The 14,974-nt window shown below is 50.7% G+C and carries 16 protein-coding genes and 1 other annotated feature; of the genes, 4 read left to right on the top strand and 12 right to left on the bottom strand.

Annotated elements, in window-relative coordinates; translation table 11 throughout:
• Window positions 1-38: 38 nt before the first annotated feature.
• A complete protein-coding gene (yaaA, locus tag LG384_RS03325; RefSeq protein ID WP_225760446.1) occupies window positions 39-812 on the top strand; it encodes a peroxide stress protein YaaA in 774 nt (257 codons plus the stop codon).
• Window positions 813-884: 72 nt separating this feature from the next.
• Here yaaA and thrC read toward each other — a convergent pair whose 3' ends face one another.
• From thrC to yjjY, 6 genes are all read right to left on the bottom strand, one after another.
• Window positions 885-2,171, bottom strand: a complete 1,287-nt coding sequence (gene thrC / locus LG384_RS03320; protein ID WP_225760445.1) for a threonine synthase — start codon at window positions 2,169-2,171, stop codon at window positions 885-887.
• A gap of 3 nt (window positions 2,172-2,174) precedes the next feature.
• Window positions 2,175-3,104, bottom strand: coding sequence for a homoserine kinase (gene thrB / locus LG384_RS03315; protein WP_045439573.1), 930 nt, complete (start codon window positions 3,102-3,104; stop codon window positions 2,175-2,177).
• A gap of 1 nt (window position 3,105) precedes the next feature.
• A complete protein-coding gene (gene thrA, locus LG384_RS03310) occupies window positions 3,106-5,568 on the bottom strand; it encodes a bifunctional aspartate kinase/homoserine dehydrogenase I (protein WP_045439570.1) in 2,463 nt (820 codons plus the stop codon).
• Window positions 5,569-5,591: 23 nt separating this feature from the next.
• Window positions 5,592-5,718: a sequence feature (Thr leader region), on the bottom strand.
• Window positions 5,648-5,713 carry a thr operon leader peptide gene (gene thrL, locus LG384_RS03305; RefSeq protein WP_001386572.1) on the bottom strand — a complete coding sequence of 22 codons (66 nt, stop codon included), beginning with the start codon at window positions 5,711-5,713 and terminating at the stop codon, window positions 5,648-5,650. (Overlaps the previous feature by 66 nt.)
• 200 nt (window positions 5,719-5,918) lie before the next feature.
• On the bottom strand, window positions 5,919-6,605 hold the full coding sequence (locus tag LG384_RS03300; protein ID WP_048222090.1) for a tRNA/rRNA methyltransferase: 687 nt from the start codon (window positions 6,603-6,605) through the stop codon (window positions 5,919-5,921).
• A gap of 399 nt (window positions 6,606-7,004) precedes the next feature.
• Entirely contained in the window at window positions 7,005-7,145 is a 141-nt protein-coding gene (yjjY, locus tag LG384_RS03295; RefSeq protein ID WP_001541509.1) for a protein YjjY, read from the bottom strand.
• A gap of 95 nt (window positions 7,146-7,240) precedes the next feature.
• Between yjjY and arcA the strand changes: the two genes are divergently transcribed.
• Complete coding sequence (gene arcA / locus LG384_RS03290; protein ID WP_001194359.1) at window positions 7,241-7,957, top strand: two-component system response regulator ArcA; 717 nt, start codon at window positions 7,241-7,243, stop codon at window positions 7,955-7,957.
• Between the two features lie 60 nt (window positions 7,958-8,017).
• Here the strand turns inward: arcA and creD are convergent, their stop codons facing one another.
• From creD to creA, 4 genes are read right to left on the bottom strand one after another with little or no spacing between them, the layout of a single operon-like run.
• The gene (gene creD / locus LG384_RS03285) at window positions 8,018-9,364 is read right to left on the bottom strand and encodes a cell envelope integrity protein CreD (RefSeq protein ID WP_225760444.1); all 1,347 of its coding nucleotides are present in this window, start codon (window positions 9,362-9,364) and stop codon (window positions 8,018-8,020) included.
• A 57-nt stretch (window positions 9,365-9,421) separates the two neighbouring features.
• Window positions 9,422-10,846: a two-component system sensor histidine kinase CreC gene (creC, locus tag LG384_RS03280; RefSeq protein ID WP_225760443.1), complete on the bottom strand. Its 1,425-nt coding sequence runs from the start codon at window positions 10,844-10,846 to the stop codon at window positions 9,422-9,424.
• Window positions 10,846-11,535, bottom strand: a complete 690-nt coding sequence (creB, locus tag LG384_RS03275; protein WP_045439551.1) for a two-component system response regulator CreB — start codon at window positions 11,533-11,535, stop codon at window positions 10,846-10,848. Before creB ends, creC begins: the two co-directional genes overlap by 1 nt.
• 12 nt (window positions 11,536-11,547) lie before the next feature.
• Window positions 11,548-12,021 (bottom strand): protein CreA, encoded by a 474-nt coding sequence (gene creA / locus LG384_RS03270; protein WP_045439549.1) that lies wholly within the window; start codon window positions 12,019-12,021, stop codon window positions 11,548-11,550.
• A 211-nt stretch (window positions 12,022-12,232) separates the two neighbouring features.
• Between creA and robA the strand changes: the two genes are divergently transcribed.
• Complete coding sequence (gene robA / locus LG384_RS03265; RefSeq protein ID WP_045439547.1) at window positions 12,233-13,102, top strand: MDR efflux pump AcrAB transcriptional activator RobA; 870 nt, start codon at window positions 12,233-12,235, stop codon at window positions 13,100-13,102.
• Here the strand turns inward: robA and gpmB are convergent.
• Window positions 13,099-13,746 carry a 2,3-diphosphoglycerate-dependent phosphoglycerate mutase GpmB gene (gene gpmB / locus LG384_RS03260; RefSeq protein WP_045439544.1) on the bottom strand — a complete coding sequence of 216 codons (648 nt, stop codon included), beginning with the start codon at window positions 13,744-13,746 and terminating at the stop codon, window positions 13,099-13,101. The two genes, robA and gpmB, sit on opposite strands and share 4 nt — an antisense overlap.
• A 250-nt stretch (window positions 13,747-13,996) precedes the next feature.
• On the opposite strand from gpmB, the gene yjjX reads away from it, so the two are divergent.
• Window positions 13,997-14,512 carry an inosine/xanthosine triphosphatase gene (gene yjjX, locus LG384_RS03255; protein WP_200011384.1) on the top strand — a complete coding sequence of 172 codons (516 nt, stop codon included), beginning with the start codon at window positions 13,997-13,999 and terminating at the stop codon, window positions 14,510-14,512.
• A gap of 93 nt (window positions 14,513-14,605) precedes the next feature.
• On the opposite strand, the gene trpR is transcribed toward yjjX, so the two are convergent.
• Window positions 14,606-14,932 carry a trp operon repressor gene (trpR, locus tag LG384_RS03250; RefSeq protein ID WP_045439539.1) on the bottom strand — a complete coding sequence of 109 codons (327 nt, stop codon included), beginning with the start codon at window positions 14,930-14,932 and terminating at the stop codon, window positions 14,606-14,608.
• Window positions 14,933-14,974: the final 42 nt, after the last annotated feature.

The following is a 14,974-nucleotide window of genomic DNA, read 5'->3' as shown; positions in this document are numbered from 1 at the left end:
TTGCTAAAGTCGCAGTAAATTTCCTGCAAGGACTGGATATGCTGATTCTGATTTCACCTGCAAAAACACTCGACTACCAAAGTCCGCTGGCCACCACTCGCCATACGCTGCCCGAGCTGCTGGATCACTCCCAGCAGCTTATTCATACCGCACGCCAGCTCTCTGCACCGCAGATTGGCAAGCTGATGGGGATTAGCGACAAGCTGGCGGACCTGAATGCCACCCGCTTTCATGACTGGCAGCCTGATTTCACACCTGAGAATGCGCGTCAGGCGATTCTGGCGTTTAAGGGCGATGTCTACACCGGATTGCAGGCAGAAACCTTCAGTGAGGCGGATTTTGATTTCGCTCAGCAGCATTTACGCATGCTGTCCGGACTGTATGGCGTTTTACGCCCACTGGACCTGATGCAGCCTTATCGTCTGGAAATGGGCATCCGTCTTGCCAATACGAAGGGGAAAGATCTCTACCAGTTCTGGGGAGATATCATCACAGACAAACTAAATGAAGTGCTGGAAGCACAAGGCGACAACGTGGTGGTTAACCTCGCCTCTGATGAATATTTCAAATCCGTGAAGCCGAAAAAGCTAAACGCGGAGCTGATCAAACCCGTTTTCCTCGATGAGAAAAATGGCAAATTCAAAGTCATCAGTTTCTATGCCAAAAAGGCACGTGGCCTGATGAGCCGCTACATCATTGAAAACCGTTTAACAAAGCCAGAACAGCTTGCGGCGTTTAACAGTGACGGCTATTTCTTTGATGAAGAAGCGTCAGGGAACGGTGAACTGGTGTTTAAACGTCACGAACAGTGATTTGTTTAGCAATAGAGATTAACCAACAGATTTTGTAGGCCCGGTAAGCGCATGCGCTACCGGGCACTATAGTTAGCTGCGGGTCATCATCAACTGACGCAGCGCGGCAAAATCGGCGGGTAAGTGATGGGAGAGCAGAGGTAAGTCCGCACGCTCCGCCCGCTCTTTTGGCAGATCCAGCGTCACATCAAGAATCTCTTCAACGCTTTCTTTAAACTTCGCCGGATGCGCAGTACCGAGGAACAAACCATACTCGCCCGGATTTAACTGGTCACGTAAAGCGCGGTAAGCGACGGCTGCATGCGGCTCAGAGGTGTATCCAATCGCCTGTAGTTCACGCATGGTTTCCTGAGTGGTTGCATCATCAACGGCCGCATAACCCAGCTCACTCAGACGCCAGATTTTACGGCGGAACAGTTCTTCCACTCGCGGCCAGTTGTTCGGCTGGCTGACATCCATTGCATTCGATAAGGTTGCCTGCGTTGCTTTCGGTGTCCATTCGCCACCTTGCAGGAAACGCGGAACCGTATCATTGACGTTAGTTGCTGCGATAAAGCGCTTCACCGGCAGACCAAGGGATTTCGCCAGCAGGCCGGCCGTCAGATCGCCAAAGTTACCGCTGGGAACGGAAATCACCAGTTGATTCCGCGCCTCTTGTGGCAGTTGGGCAACGGCCTCAAAGTAGTAACAAATTTGTGCCAGTAGACGACTGATGTTGATCGAGTTTGCCGAATTTAGCCCCAGAGCCACTTTCAGTTCCTCGTCATCAAACGCCTGTTTAACCAGCGCCTGACAGGCATCAAAATCACCATCGATGGCAACGGTTTCGATATTCCCACCCAACGTACAGAACAATTTTTCCTGTAATGGACTGATCTTACCGTTCGGATAGAGGATCACCACGCGCACATTTTTCAAACCATAAAAAGCATGTGCGACTGCAGCACCGGTATCTCCGGAGGTCGCCGTCAGGATAGTAACCGGCTTATCGCCGCTGATATGTGTCAGCATTTGCGCCATAAAGCGGCCACCAAAATCTTTAAATGCCAGTGTTGGGCCGTGGAACAGCTCAAGACAGCCGACATCACCTTCAACCTGAGCGACCGGCGCCGGGAAAGCAAACGCTGCGCCCACACGCTCGGCAAGGATCTCCTGAGGGATTTCATCACCAATAAATGAGGAGAGGATCCTGGTACTACGGCTGACAAAGTCTTGCTTCAGCATGTCATCAATTTCAGTCAGACTAAATTCCGGCAGATCGTGCGGGAAAAATAGCCCCTGCTTTTTACCTAACCCTTGCGTGACGGCCTGCGCGAAACTGACCTGCTCGTTATGATCTTTAAGATTGTAGAGTTTCATTTATTATCCCAGTACCCGTGCGCCCGCCGTGTCCAGCCGGCAAATATGAACAAAGCCTTCCTGATTTTGTAAGTAATTTTTATCCAGCCAGTCTGCTACACGCTGTGCCGTATCCGGCTTATCGCACAAGGCAAACAGCGTCGGTCCTGACCCGGAGATCCCACTGGCCAACGCGCCAATTTCCGCCACCGCCTGACGTGCCTGGCTAAAGCCGGGCAGTAAGCGGGTGCGATACGGTTCCGCAATCACATCCTTCATCAACTTCGCGGCCAGTTGAGGCTGGCGGGAATAGCAGGCATGGATAAATCCAGCCAGATGACGCCCATGGGCAATACAGTCCTGGCGGCGATACTGCGCAGGTAAAATCGCCCGCGCTTCCGCCGTAGACACTTTAATACCCGGATACGCCAGCACCCACAGCCATTCATCAAATCCTGGCACCTGCTGGCTAATGATGCCGTTTTCTTCAATCATTAACTGCATGCCGCCCAAAAAGCACGGGGCGACATTGTCGTAATGGATACTGCCGGAGATACGCCCTTCCAGCTCGCCCATAATCGCCAGCAAGCGCATATCGTTAAGCGGCTTCCCGCAGTACTCATTCATCGCGACCAGAGCAGCAACGACAGAGCAGGCGCTGGAGCCTAACCCGGAGCCAATCGGCATATTTTTTTCCAGCGTCATGCTCACCGGAATATGTTTACCCAGTTCCTGGCAGAACCGCTCCCAGCACTGATAAACGATATTTTCCCGCGGCTCTGACGGCAACTTGTTGGCAAAGCGTCCGAGGTTGTTCAGGCTGAAGCTATCAGCCGCTTCGACGCTGACAACATCCCCCAACAGAGAACCATCAACGGGTGTTACCGCCGCCCCGAGCACATCAAACCCGACGCTCATATTGGCACTGGAAGCCGGGGCATAAACTCTAACCATTTTAGACTCCTAACTTCCATGAAAGGGTACGTAGCAGGTCGGCAAAGACACCCGCCGCAGTCACATCGTTACCCGCACCATATCCGCGTAGCACCAGCGGCAATGGCTGATAGTAGTGGCTATAGAAGGCCAGCGCATTTTCACCGTTTTTCACTTTGAACAACGGATCGTTGCCATCCACTTCAGCTATTTTCACGCAGCAAACGCCATCTTCTTCAATATTGCCAACATAGCGCAATACTTTGCCCTCATCACGGGCTTTCGCCACACGAGCGGCAAAGGCCTGGTCCAGCCGCGACAGATTGGCCATAAATGTTGTAACGTCGCCTGAATCGTCAAAACCTTGCGGCAACACCGGTTCAATAACGATATCAGAGAGCTCCAGTTCGCGTCCGGTTTCGCGGGCGAGGATCAGCAACTTACGCGCGACATCCATCCCGGAAAGATCGTCACGCGGATCAGGTTCGGTGTAGCCCATTTCACGCGCCATAATAGTGGCCTGCGAGAAGCTCATTCCTTCATCCAGTTTGCCGAAAATAAACGACAGTGAACCAGACAGAATTCCGGAAAATCGCTGCAGTTCATCGCCTGCACTGAGCAGGTTTTGTAGGTTTTCGATAACCGGTAAACCCGCCCCCACGTTGGTGTCGTAGAGGAATTTACGCCGCGATTTTGCCGCGGCAAAGCGCAACTGATGGTAATAATCCATCGATGAAGTGTTGGCTTTTTTGTTCGGGGTTACTACATGGAAGCCTTCACGCAGGAAGTCAGCATACTGATCTGCCACAGCCTGACTTGAAGTACAGTCAACAATCACCGGATTGAGCAGATGATATTCTTTCACCAGGCGAATTAAGCGACCGAGGTTGAAAGGTTCCTTTGCTTGAGCCAGCCCCGCCTGCCAGTTTTCCAGGTTCAGACCGTGAACATTTGTGAGTAAAGCCTTTGAGTTCGCCACGCCGCAAACACGTAAATCAATATGCTTACTCTTCAGCCAGCTCTGCTGGCGTTTTAACTGTTCAAGCAGTGCTGTCCCCACACCGCCAACACCGATAACAAAGACTTCGATCACCTGATCGGTATTGAACAACATCTGATGCGTAACGCGTACACCAGTTGTAGCGTCATCATTGTTTACCACTACCGAAATAGAACGTTCAGACGAACCCTGTGCGATGGCAACAATATTGATGTTGGCACGCGCCAGTGCCGCAAAGAACTTGGCGGAGATGCCACGCAGCGTGCGCATACCGTCACCAACCACCGAGATGATCGCCAGACGCTCTGTCACCGCCAGAGGCTCCAGCAGCCCTTCTTTCAGTTCCAGGTAGAATTCATCCTGCATAGCACGCTGAGCACGCACGCAGTCGCCCTGCGGTACGCAGAAACTGATGCTGTATTCAGAGGAGGATTGAGTGATCAGCACCACGGAAATACCCGCACGAGACATCGCAGCAAAAACGCGTGCTGCCATTCCCACCATCCCTTTCATTCCTGGCCCCGAAACGCTAAACATCGCCATATTGTTCAGGTTAGAAATGCCTTTTACCGGCAAGTCGTCTTCATCGCAGCTGGCGCCAATCAGCGTACCCGGCGCTTGCGGGTTACCGGTGTTTTTAATCAGGCAGGGGATCTGGAACTGGGCAATCGGAGTGATGGTACGCGGATGAAGAACTTTGGCACCGAAGTAAGAAAGCTCCATCGCTTCCTGATAAGACATCGATTTAAGTAGCCTGGCATCAGGAACCTGACGCGGATCACAGGTATAAACACCGTCAACATCAGTCCAGATTTCACAACAGTCTGCACGTAAACAGGCAGCCAGCACGGCAGCAGAGTAGTCAGATCCGTTGCGTCCCAATACCACTAATTCGCCTTTTTCATTCCCGGCAGTAAAGCCCGCCATCAGTACCATATGATCAGCAGGAATACGGCTGGCAGCAATGCGACGAGTAGATTCAGTGATATCAACGGTAGATTCGAGGTAATGACCAACCGCCAGCAGTTTTTCAACCGGGTCGATAACAGTAACGTTATGTCCGCGCGCTTCAAGCAAACCTGCCATGATGGCGATCGACATTTTTTCACCACGGCAGATAAGCGCAGCATTGATGCTGTCCGGACACTGTCCCAACAGGCTGATGCCGTGCAGGACATGCTTAATCTGGGCAAATTCTTGTTCAACAAAAGTTTTGAGTTGAGCCAGCGGGAAATCCGGCTGCGCAGCAGCAAGACCGACCAAAAGCTCAGAGAAAATACGTTCGGCGTCACTGATATTTGGTAAAGCGTCCTGACCACCGATGGTCTTCTCAATCATCGCCACCAGATGGTTAGTAATTTTTGCGGGGGCAGACAGAACGGTCGCGACCTGCCCCTGCCTGGCATTGCTTTCCAGAATATCGGCAACTCGCAGAAAGCGCTCTGCATTTGCCACTGATGTACCGCCGAACTTCAACACTCGCATGGTTTACCTCGTTACCTTTGGTCGAAAAAAAAGCCCGCACTGTTTAGGTGCGGGCTTTTTTCTGTGTTTCCTGTACGCGTCAGCCCGCACCGTTACCTGTGGTAATGGTGATGGTTGTGGTAATAGTGGTGCTGATGCGTTTCATGATGTTGTGTGCTCTGTAATTATTCTGTGCTGTATTCTTTTAGGGTTAAAGTATCTTATGACCTAAGTCAATAAATTTTTAAATTGATCACACTCCGAAACTTGTTCACGAGCGACTGCCTACTCTTTTACTTTCAACCAATACAGCGTGCCATGCCCACTTGAAGCCAGAGTCAAACACCATAAAAAACAAAAAATGTGAAATTTTATTTTGTGATGTTTTTTTCAATATCATGTAGAAAACGGTGCAACATTGCCGTGTCTCGCTGCCCTAACAGGCCCATTCGCTGTTGCAGCCAATCCGTTAGTTTGATGTCATCAGCAACGTCCAGCGTGGTTAATAAACGTAAAACACGTGCGCGTAATGCCTGTAACTGAAGCTCATCTGTCGGCTCAATGGTTTTTGTGGGCTGTTGTATTAAACCTGCTAATTGATAGCAATACACCATCACCGCCTGCCCCAGATTGAGTGAAGGATAGTCGGCAACCATGGGGACACCGGTCAGTACATCGGCCAGAGCTAATTCATCGTTTGTCAGGCCTGAATCTTCACGACCAAAAACCAGCGCGGCGTGTTCCATCCATGCAGATTTTTCTTCCAACAAGGGGACCAGCTCGACAGGAGTGGCGTAATAATGGAACTTCGCGCGGCTGCGCGCCGTGGTGGCGACGGTAAAATCAACATCATGAAGCGCTTCAGCCAGCGTTGAAAAAACGTTAATATTATCAATAATATCACCTGAGCCATGCGCAACCCATCGCGTCGCAGGCTCCAGGTGAGCCAGGCTGTCAACGATCCGCAACTCGGCAAAACCCATGGTTTTCATAGCACGGGCAGCCGCACCAATATTTTCTGCTCTGGCAGGGGCTACCAGAATAATAGTTAAACGCATTTCGATACTCTTTTTGGCCAGTCTGCAGATAATAATGTGATGCCCATCAACATATTACGCAGCGCGAATTTACATATTTTTAACAGAAATCACTGAAAATGCATTCCACATTCAGTAAAAAATGCTAAACTATTTCGTGGATTTACTATTACTTTTTTTGTTAACAGAAGTTGTATATCCTTCTGTTTATCCATGATAATTTAATTGAAAATGGATCTCATTCATTGGATTCATTACATTTATTAGTTTGCGAGTGCAACTAGTTGTATTATTGCATTTTTGTGATGAAAGCTAACATTTGGATACGATGATTTCATCAAACTGTTAACGTGCTACAATTGAACTTGATATATGTCAACGAAGCGTAGTTTTATTGGGTGTCCGGTACGTCTTAGCCTGTTATGTTGCTGTTAAAATGGTTAGGATGACAGCCGTTTTTGACACTGTCGGGTCCAGAGGGAAAGTGCCCACGACCAAGCTAATGATGTTGTTGACGTTGATGGAAAGTGCATCAAGAACGCAATTACGTACTTTAGTCATGTTACGCCGATCATGTTAATTTACGACATGCATCAGGCAGGTCAGGGACTTTTGTACTTCCTGTTTCGATTTAGTTGGCAATTTAGGTAGCAAACATGCAGACCCCGCACATTCTTATCGTTGAAGACGAGTTAGTAACACGCAACACGTTGAAAAGCATTTTCGAAGCGGAAGGCTATGATGTATTCGAGGCGACAGATGGCGCGGAAATGCATCAGATCCTCTCTGAATATGACATCAACCTTGTGATTATGGATATCAATCTGCCAGGCAAAAACGGTCTTCTGTTAGCGCGTGAACTACGTGAACAAGCTAACGTTGCGCTGATGTTCCTGACGGGCCGTGATAACGAAGTCGACAAAATTCTCGGCCTCGAAATCGGCGCTGACGATTACATCACCAAGCCGTTTAACCCACGTGAACTGACTATCCGTGCTCGTAACCTGCTGTCCCGTACCATGAATCTGGGCACGGTCAGCGAAGAGCGTCGTAGCGTCGAAAGCTACAAGTTCAATGGTTGGGAACTGGATATTAACAGCCGTTCTCTAATCGGTCCTGACGGCGAGCAGTATAAACTGCCACGCAGTGAATTCCGTGCCATGCTTCACTTCTGTGAGAATCCGGGCAAAATCCAGTCTCGCGCAGAACTGTTGAAAAAAATGACCGGTCGCGAACTGAAACCGCATGACCGTACCGTTGATGTAACAATCCGCCGCATTCGTAAACATTTCGAATCCACGCCGGATACACCAGAAATCATCGCGACCATTCACGGTGAAGGTTACCGCTTCTGCGGCGACCTGCAGGATTAATTCGATTCTGACTGGTATAAAAACGGCGCTTTATGCGCCGTTTTTCATTTCATCATTGCCCTATTTCCACAAACGCAGCCCGTCATTCTCAGCGGTTTGAACGTCTTTTGGCTTTGGTTGAGCAAGCGAGTGCCAGTCAAGATGACGCGTCAGGAACATGATCCCGCATAGCGCTAACAACAGCACACCGGTACCCAGCAGTAAAGCGCTGTCCTGCGAACGCAACAGCACCCACATCACCCCATCCAGAGACAGCAGCGCCACTGTGAACAAAATACTGTTACGCCATCCCTGCAATATCGCCTGTAAATAAACGCCGTTCATCAACGCACCAACCATGCTGGCAATGATCCACGCCGCCGTAAAGCCAATATGTTCTGACAGCGCCAACAGCAACAGATAAAACATCACCAGCGATAACCCCACCAGCAGATACTGCATAGGATGCAGACGAAGATTGCTCATACACTCGAGTACAAAGAAAGACATAAAGGTCAGTACTATTAACAAGCTGGCATACTTTGTTGCTCTGTCCGTCAATTGATACTGATCCGCAGGCGTGGCCACAGCTACGCTAAATGCAGGCATTCCCTGCCAGCCAATTTTCTCCCCCTCAAAGCGTTCGCCCAGGTTATTGGCAAACCAACTGCTTTGCCATTGAGCCTTAAACCCTGACTCGCTGACTTCGCGCTTTGCCGGAAGAAAGTCCCCCAGAAAGTTGGGATGAGGCCAGTTGCTGGTTAAGGTCATTTCGCTGCTACGCCCCACCGGAACGACAGAGAAATCTCCGGTTCCACTCAGATTGAGTGACAATGCCAGACTGAGATCCTTCTCCACCCAGTCGGCATCCGGTAGCGGAATATGGATCCCCTGAGCACGCCCATTCAACCCCGTTCCGGGCTCAACCGTTAGTGAAACTCCGTTGACCTGCGGTGCATTGACTACGCCAATACCTCGGGCATCACCTACACCAACCACAATAAACGGTTTTCCCACAGTCACATTCGGATGATTCAATTCACTCAGACGCTCAGCATTAAACTCTGCCCGCACTGACATACCGTTATGCCAGACCTGTCCCTCGTAAATACCGATCCTTCGTGCTTCGACGTCCTGATTTGCCTCTACCATTAACGACTCTGGCAGCCAGAAATGGATAAAGCTGCGCTTACGCTGGACCTCTTTGTCATCTTCCAGCTCGGTATAAACTTCGGTCACGGGAATAGCGATCAGTGGACCAACCATCTTCTGCGGCCCACTGGTACTCTGTCGGATGGCATCTTCTACTGCACTGCGGTAATCCGATCGCTCAACGATAATTTGTCTGACCATTGTCAGAGGAATTAATAACAGCAGCATTGCACCACTTAAGGTGACTATTTTCCAAAACAGGGGGGATTTCAACATAGCGTTCTCCTTTGCAATGCCAGCAAGGTAAAACAGCTATGTGCGGGGAGTTTGAAGTTATGTGAAGTGACGGTGAAGCGTCAACGAAGCCTGCACCCCACCTTCGGGACGGTTATGCAGTACCACTTCACCTTTAAGCAGTCGCGCGACTTCGCTCACAAATGCCAGACCTAAACCACTGCTCTTCTGCCCATTCTCACGGGGGAGCGAGTAAAAACGTTCAAAAATACGTGGCAGCGCAAAGTCAGGGATACCGCTTCCGCTGTCCGTAATCTGCAATGTGACTCTCTCATCCTGCTGATACGCACTAAGGATAATGTTTCCCTTCTCAGGTGTGAAGTCGATGGCGTTATCAAGTAAATTACCTACTGCCTGCTCCAGTAACGCAGGATCAGCCGCGACAATCAGTGATGAAGGCACAATAGTAAGCGTGATGTCCTTAGCCGCTAACTGGACGCTACGCGCTTCACGCAACTGAACAAATAGCGCATCTACCGCCACGGGGTTGAACGAAATATCCTGCCGGTTTTCCAGTCGCGCCTGCCGTAGCAGGGTTTCAACCAGCACCTGCATGCGCGCATTTTGCGTCAGAATATTTTCGGTAAAGCGCGCAACCACATTAGGCGGCGGGCCTTCACGCAAAATCTCCGCCGCACCGCGAATAGCTGCCAGTGGACTTTTCAGTTCATGCGTTAACGCGTAGACGTACTGCTCAATGTAATTCTTACCCTCCAGCTTCAGACGCATACTTTCCAGCGCCTGCGCCAGTTTACGTAGCTCACTGCTGCCTAAATCAGGTAAGGCAACGGGTCGATTCTCCGTTACGGAATCAGCATAGCACGCCAGTCTGGCAATAGATCGGTTTATCCACCACACCATCCCTGCGCCAATCACCAATGCGATACCCAGCAACACCGCACTCGCCCACAGCATCCGCCGTTCACTACGCTTAATAACCGGTGCCATCGCCGCATTCGGTTTGCCGACGCTAAGAACCCCGATAATACGCCCGCCATCTATAATCGGTGCGGCAACGTACATGACTGAGCTTTCCGGATCGTCTGAATTTTGTGGCGTACTACGTGCGCCATACTGCCCGCGCAGCGTTAACCAAACGTCGTTCCAGCGGGAATAATCTTCACCTACGGCTTTGTTGGCAGAGTCAAACAACACCCTACCCTGTGCGTCCGTCATGTAGACATGGTACTCATTTCGCACTTTGTTAATACCGCTGATATTGGCGCGAAAGGGACGATCGTGCAGTTGCGAAAATGCCTGCGCCAACTTGCCGTTAGCAGGGTCGCCTGAAAGAAGATCATCACGAGCCAGCGCGGCTAATAACGTAGCTGTATCAATCAGGGTGCCTTCTGTAGCACGGCGAACGCCAGGCTTAATCTCCTGCACAAAGATAGACAAAACGAACCAGGCAGCAACGGCCACGATCAGAAAGTAGCCCAGCAGCAAACGCATGCCGATGCGCATCAGACGCTCCTCAGGCTATACCCCATACCGCGATGAGTGTTAATCGGCGAGAGTTCGGGATTAATCGCCCGCAGTTTGGCACGCAACGTTTTAATATGCGTATCGACAGTCCTGTCAAAGGTATCCTGAGCATCGGCCCAGACTAAATCCATCAACTGTTGGCGAGAATAGATACGTCCCGGCGACATCAGCAATGTTTTCAGCAGCAGGAATTCATAGCGCGTCAGGCTTAGCGGTATGCCAAACCAGGCGATCTGCGCGGCAGGTTCATTAAGTTCAAAATCACCAAAACGCGTCGACGATGATGGAGCGGAAAATTTTTTCACCCGTCGGAGCAGCGAGCGTACACGGGCACAGACCTCACGCGGCGAGAAGGGTTTCGCAACATAGTCATCCGCGCCAATTTCCAGCCCCAGCAGACGATCCACTTCATCGCTGCGTGCGGTCAGAAAGAGAATGGGTAAAGCCGGGTGATGTTCCAACAAGCGCCGGCATAGCTCAAAGCCGCTGATATCAGGTAAACCAACATCGAGGATTATCGCATCAGGGCAGTGCTGTCGCGCTTTTTCCAGCACCGGCAACCCGCGCTCAAACGCTTCGACACTAAAACCTTCCTGTTGCAGCATGTAGATAAGCGTGTCAGCAATTCCCTGCTCATCCTCAACCAACCAGATCAACGGCTGTTGCATCTTGCTTCCTTGTTATTGTCGCCACGGCATGATGGGTACTGCACTGATGGCATTTTTAGGCGACCCGTCAACAACCTTATCTGAATAGGCCAGATATGCCAGCGTATTACGTTTCGCATCATAAAAACGCACTACCTGTAAGGACTTAAACACCAACGATGTACGTTTCTTAAAGACAACCTCACCCTCAGCTTTGCCATTCTTGATTCGGTCGCTCAGTTCAATCGGCCCCACCTGCTGACAAGAGATCGCGGCATCGGAAGTATCTTCAGCCAGTCCTAACCCGCCCTTGATGCCGCCGGTTTTCGCTCGGCTAACGTAGCAGGTCACATTGGTAACATCCGGATCGTCAAAAGCTTCGACCACAATTTTATGATCTGGTCCAAACATTTTGAATACCGTATCGACAGAACCAATTTGCTCGGCATGGGCAACCTGCGCCAGCATCAGCAAAATTGAGGAAATGACTAAGCTCTTATATTTCATATTGTTACCATTTTTAAAAGTTACTCTGTGTAATTATTCGACATTCTAAGATAAAACGTATACAGATCACAGGATTACAATAATCACGCTTTCGTATGCCCGAAAAAAGCATTTATGAGCAAAAAAAACACTGAATGCTAAAACAGCAAAAAATGCTATTATCCACATACCTGACGTCAGGTACTCGTTGTTGAAAGGATGAGGATATTTTATGGATCAGGCTGGCATTATTCGCGACCTATTAGTCTGGCTGGAAGGTCATCTGGATCAGCCCCTGTCGCTTGACAATGTGGCGGCAAAAGCGGGCTATTCCAAGTGGCACCTGCAGAGAATGTTTAAGGACGTGACGGGCCATGCTATTGGCGCCTATATCCGCGCCCGTCGTTTATCGAAGTCTGCAGTGGCGCTTCGTCTGACTGCTCGCCCCATTCTTGATATTGCCCTGCAATACCGTTTCGACTCTCAACAAACGTTTACTCGCGCGTTCAAAAAGCAATTTGCGCAGACGCCTGCGCTGTATCGCCGCTCGCCAGAATGGAGCGCTTTTGGTATTCGTCCGCCGATGCGACTCGGGGAATTTGCTATGCCACCGCATCAGTTCGTGACCCTGGAAGATACGCAACTGCTCGGCACCACGCAAAGTTACTCCTGCTCACTGGAACAGATCTCAGATTTCCGTCATGAAATGCGTATTCAGTTCTGGCGCGACTTCCTCAGCCAGGCTCCGGCGATCCCGCCTGTTCTATACGGACTAAACGAAACGCGTCCAAGCTTTGAAAAAGATGACGAGCAGGAAGTGTTCTATACAACTGCATTAACGCCAGAACAGGCCAATGGATATGTGCAATCAGCACAACCGATCCTGTTGCAGGGTGGCGAATACGTGATGTTTACGTATGAAGGCCTGGGGACAGGCGTGCAGGAATTTATCCTGACGGTTTACGGCACCTGTATGCCGATGCTAAACCTCACTCGCCGTAAAGGTCAGGATATAGAGCGATACTATCCGGCAGAAGATGCCAAAGCAGGCGATCGCCCTATTAATCTGCGCTGCGAATTCCTTATCCCTATTCGCCGCTAACGCTGTAGTTCATCCAACGCAGGGGCATCCAGATGCGATATGTCCCCTGCCGTTTCGACAACCCATCCCGGCGCCAGCCACAAACTTTCCTGATAATCGACGCGGGAAATTGAGCAGTTACGCAGACGCAACCGGCGTTCCGCCCATGCTGGCAATCCCAGAATCGTGCTCACCAGACAACCCAGAGCAATACCGTGACTCACCAGCAGTGGACGACTTCCCTGTGGAAGATCCAGACAGGATGCCAGGGCGGCGTTAACACGTTCCCCCAACTCCTGCATCGATTCTCCCTCCGGGATGCGGCCATCAACCGTTCCATTCACCAACTGGCGACGCCAACCCTCTTCCTCTTGCGTCAGAGAATCAATATGGCGCTTTTCCAGCACCCCCATATTCAACTCGCGCAGTCGGGCATCAAAGGTAATATCACAGCCACAAGCCTGGGCAATGATTTCTGCGGTGCGTCGTGTACGACCTAAATCGCTACTGATGACATGAGTAATGCCAAGCGAGCGGGCGCGTTCGCCGACCTGCATGGCTTGCTGCTCACCTTTAGCGGTCAGTGGGCTATCTGACTGGCCTTGAATACGTCGCTCGGCGTTCCACTGTGTCTCACCATGGCGAACAAGGTATACCTGTAACATGCGTTTTTTCCGTTATATACTCGTCATACTTTGAGTGGCAGATGCGTTGGCTACGAGTTACTCGGCTCATCCATGAGCCTCGCCCTTACGGGCCGCCGCTTTGCGGCGTTCAAATCTGTTCCTGACAGATTAGTCGCTCCCCCAGCCACATAGTTATCTATGCACCAGGGGGGTTTTCTCGCTTGCCGCCTTCCTGTCACTCAAATTATATAGAATAGACTGCGATGAATTTTTCAAACCGAGCTTAATTATGCACAAGGTTATCTCTGCTACCACCAATCCTGCCAAAATTCAGGCAATTCTACAGGCATTTGAAGAGATTTTCGGTGAAGGATCCTGCCATATCGAACCCGCTGCCGTCGAGAGTGGTGTGCCAGAACAACCTTTTGGAAGTCAGGAAACGCGCACTGGCGCACGAAATCGGGTTGAAAACGCGCGCCGTCTGCATCCGCAGGCCGATTTCTGGGTAGCCATCGAAGCAGGAATTGATGATGACGCCACGTTCAGTTGGGTGGTGATTGATAATGGCGCGCAGCGAGGCGAAGCGCGTTCAGCAACGTTACCGCTGCCTGCGGTTATTCTCGAAAAGGTCCGTCAGGGGGAAGCACTCGGTCCGGTGATGTCACAGTATACGGGTATTGATGAGATCGGCCGTAAAGAGGGAGCAATTGGTGTCTTTACTGCAGGAAAACTGACGCGCTCCAGCGTTTACCACCAGGCAGTAATTCTGGCGCTTAGCCCGTTTCATAACGCGGTGTATTGGTAGCGTTGTGCCGGATGGCGGCTTCGCCTTATCCGGCATACGGCTCAGCGTCATTTGTAGGCCTGATAAAATGCGGCAGCATCGCCATCAGGAAATTCAATTTTTTCCGAGCAGTACCTGCTCCAGCCACTGACGCAGCTCTACTGGCGCCGACTTGAGGCTGTTAGAACCACGTGTAATTGTGGCGATCCCGGCCCCGAGCTCATTTTTTAACTCACGCTGACTCATCTCACCGCGCAGAAGTTCTTCAATGATGCGCACGCGCGTACCCAGCGCTTCGCGCTCATCTGGCGTTAACATCAAATTAAGCAGTGGTTGGTGTAAATCCTGATCGTAGGCGTGTTTAAGCAGGTCGACAAAACGTAACCACTCCTGGTGACGCTGTTCTGCCATCGCTGCTGAATAGGGTGATTGCTGTGTCATAAAGTGTCGCCATCGTTATGGGGGAAGCGCGCTTGCTTCCCC

The sequence above is a fragment of the Citrobacter sp. Marseille-Q3906 genome (assembly GCF_916618775.1).
GTDB lineage: Bacteria > Pseudomonadota > Gammaproteobacteria > Enterobacterales > Enterobacteriaceae > Citrobacter > Citrobacter murliniae.
Note: the sequence above shows the minus strand (reverse complement) of the source record. Positions and strands in the feature narration are given on the sequence as shown.

Coding starts and splice junctions, on each gene's coding strand:
- yaaA (WP_225760446.1), top strand. CDS start 39: ATGCTGATTCTGATTTCACCTGCAAAAACACTCGACTACCAAAGTCCG.
- thrC (WP_225760445.1), bottom strand. CDS start 2,171: ATGAAACTCTACAATCTTAAAGATCATAACGAGCAGGTCAGTTTCGCG.
- thrB (WP_045439573.1), bottom strand. CDS start 3,104: ATGGTTAGAGTTTATGCCCCGGCTTCCAGTGCCAATATGAGCGTCGGG.
- thrA (WP_045439570.1), bottom strand. CDS start 5,568: ATGCGAGTGTTGAAGTTCGGCGGTACATCAGTGGCAAATGCAGAGCGC.
- LG384_RS03300 (WP_048222090.1), bottom strand. CDS start 6,605: ATGCGTTTAACTATTATTCTGGTAGCCCCTGCCAGAGCAGAAAATATT.
- yjjY (WP_001541509.1), bottom strand. CDS start 7,145: ATGACTAAAGTACGTAATTGCGTTCTTGATGCACTTTCCATCAACGTC.
- arcA (WP_001194359.1), top strand. CDS start 7,241: ATGCAGACCCCGCACATTCTTATCGTTGAAGACGAGTTAGTAACACGC.
- creD (WP_225760444.1), bottom strand. CDS start 9,364: ATGTTGAAATCCCCCCTGTTTTGGAAAATAGTCACCTTAAGTGGTGCA.
- creC (WP_225760443.1), bottom strand. CDS start 10,846: ATGCGCATCGGCATGCGTTTGCTGCTGGGCTACTTTCTGATCGTGGCC.
- creB (WP_045439551.1), bottom strand. CDS start 11,535: ATGCAACAGCCGTTGATCTGGTTGGTTGAGGATGAGCAGGGAATTGCT.
- creA (WP_045439549.1), bottom strand. CDS start 12,021: ATGAAATATAAGAGCTTAGTCATTTCCTCAATTTTGCTGATGCTGGCG.
- robA (WP_045439547.1), top strand. CDS start 12,233: ATGGATCAGGCTGGCATTATTCGCGACCTATTAGTCTGGCTGGAAGGT.
- gpmB (WP_045439544.1), bottom strand. CDS start 13,746: ATGTTACAGGTATACCTTGTTCGCCATGGTGAGACACAGTGGAACGCC.
- yjjX (WP_200011384.1), top strand. CDS start 13,997: ATGCACAAGGTTATCTCTGCTACCACCAATCCTGCCAAAATTCAGGCA.
- trpR (WP_045439539.1), bottom strand. CDS start 14,932: ATGACACAGCAATCACCCTATTCAGCAGCGATGGCAGAACAGCGTCAC.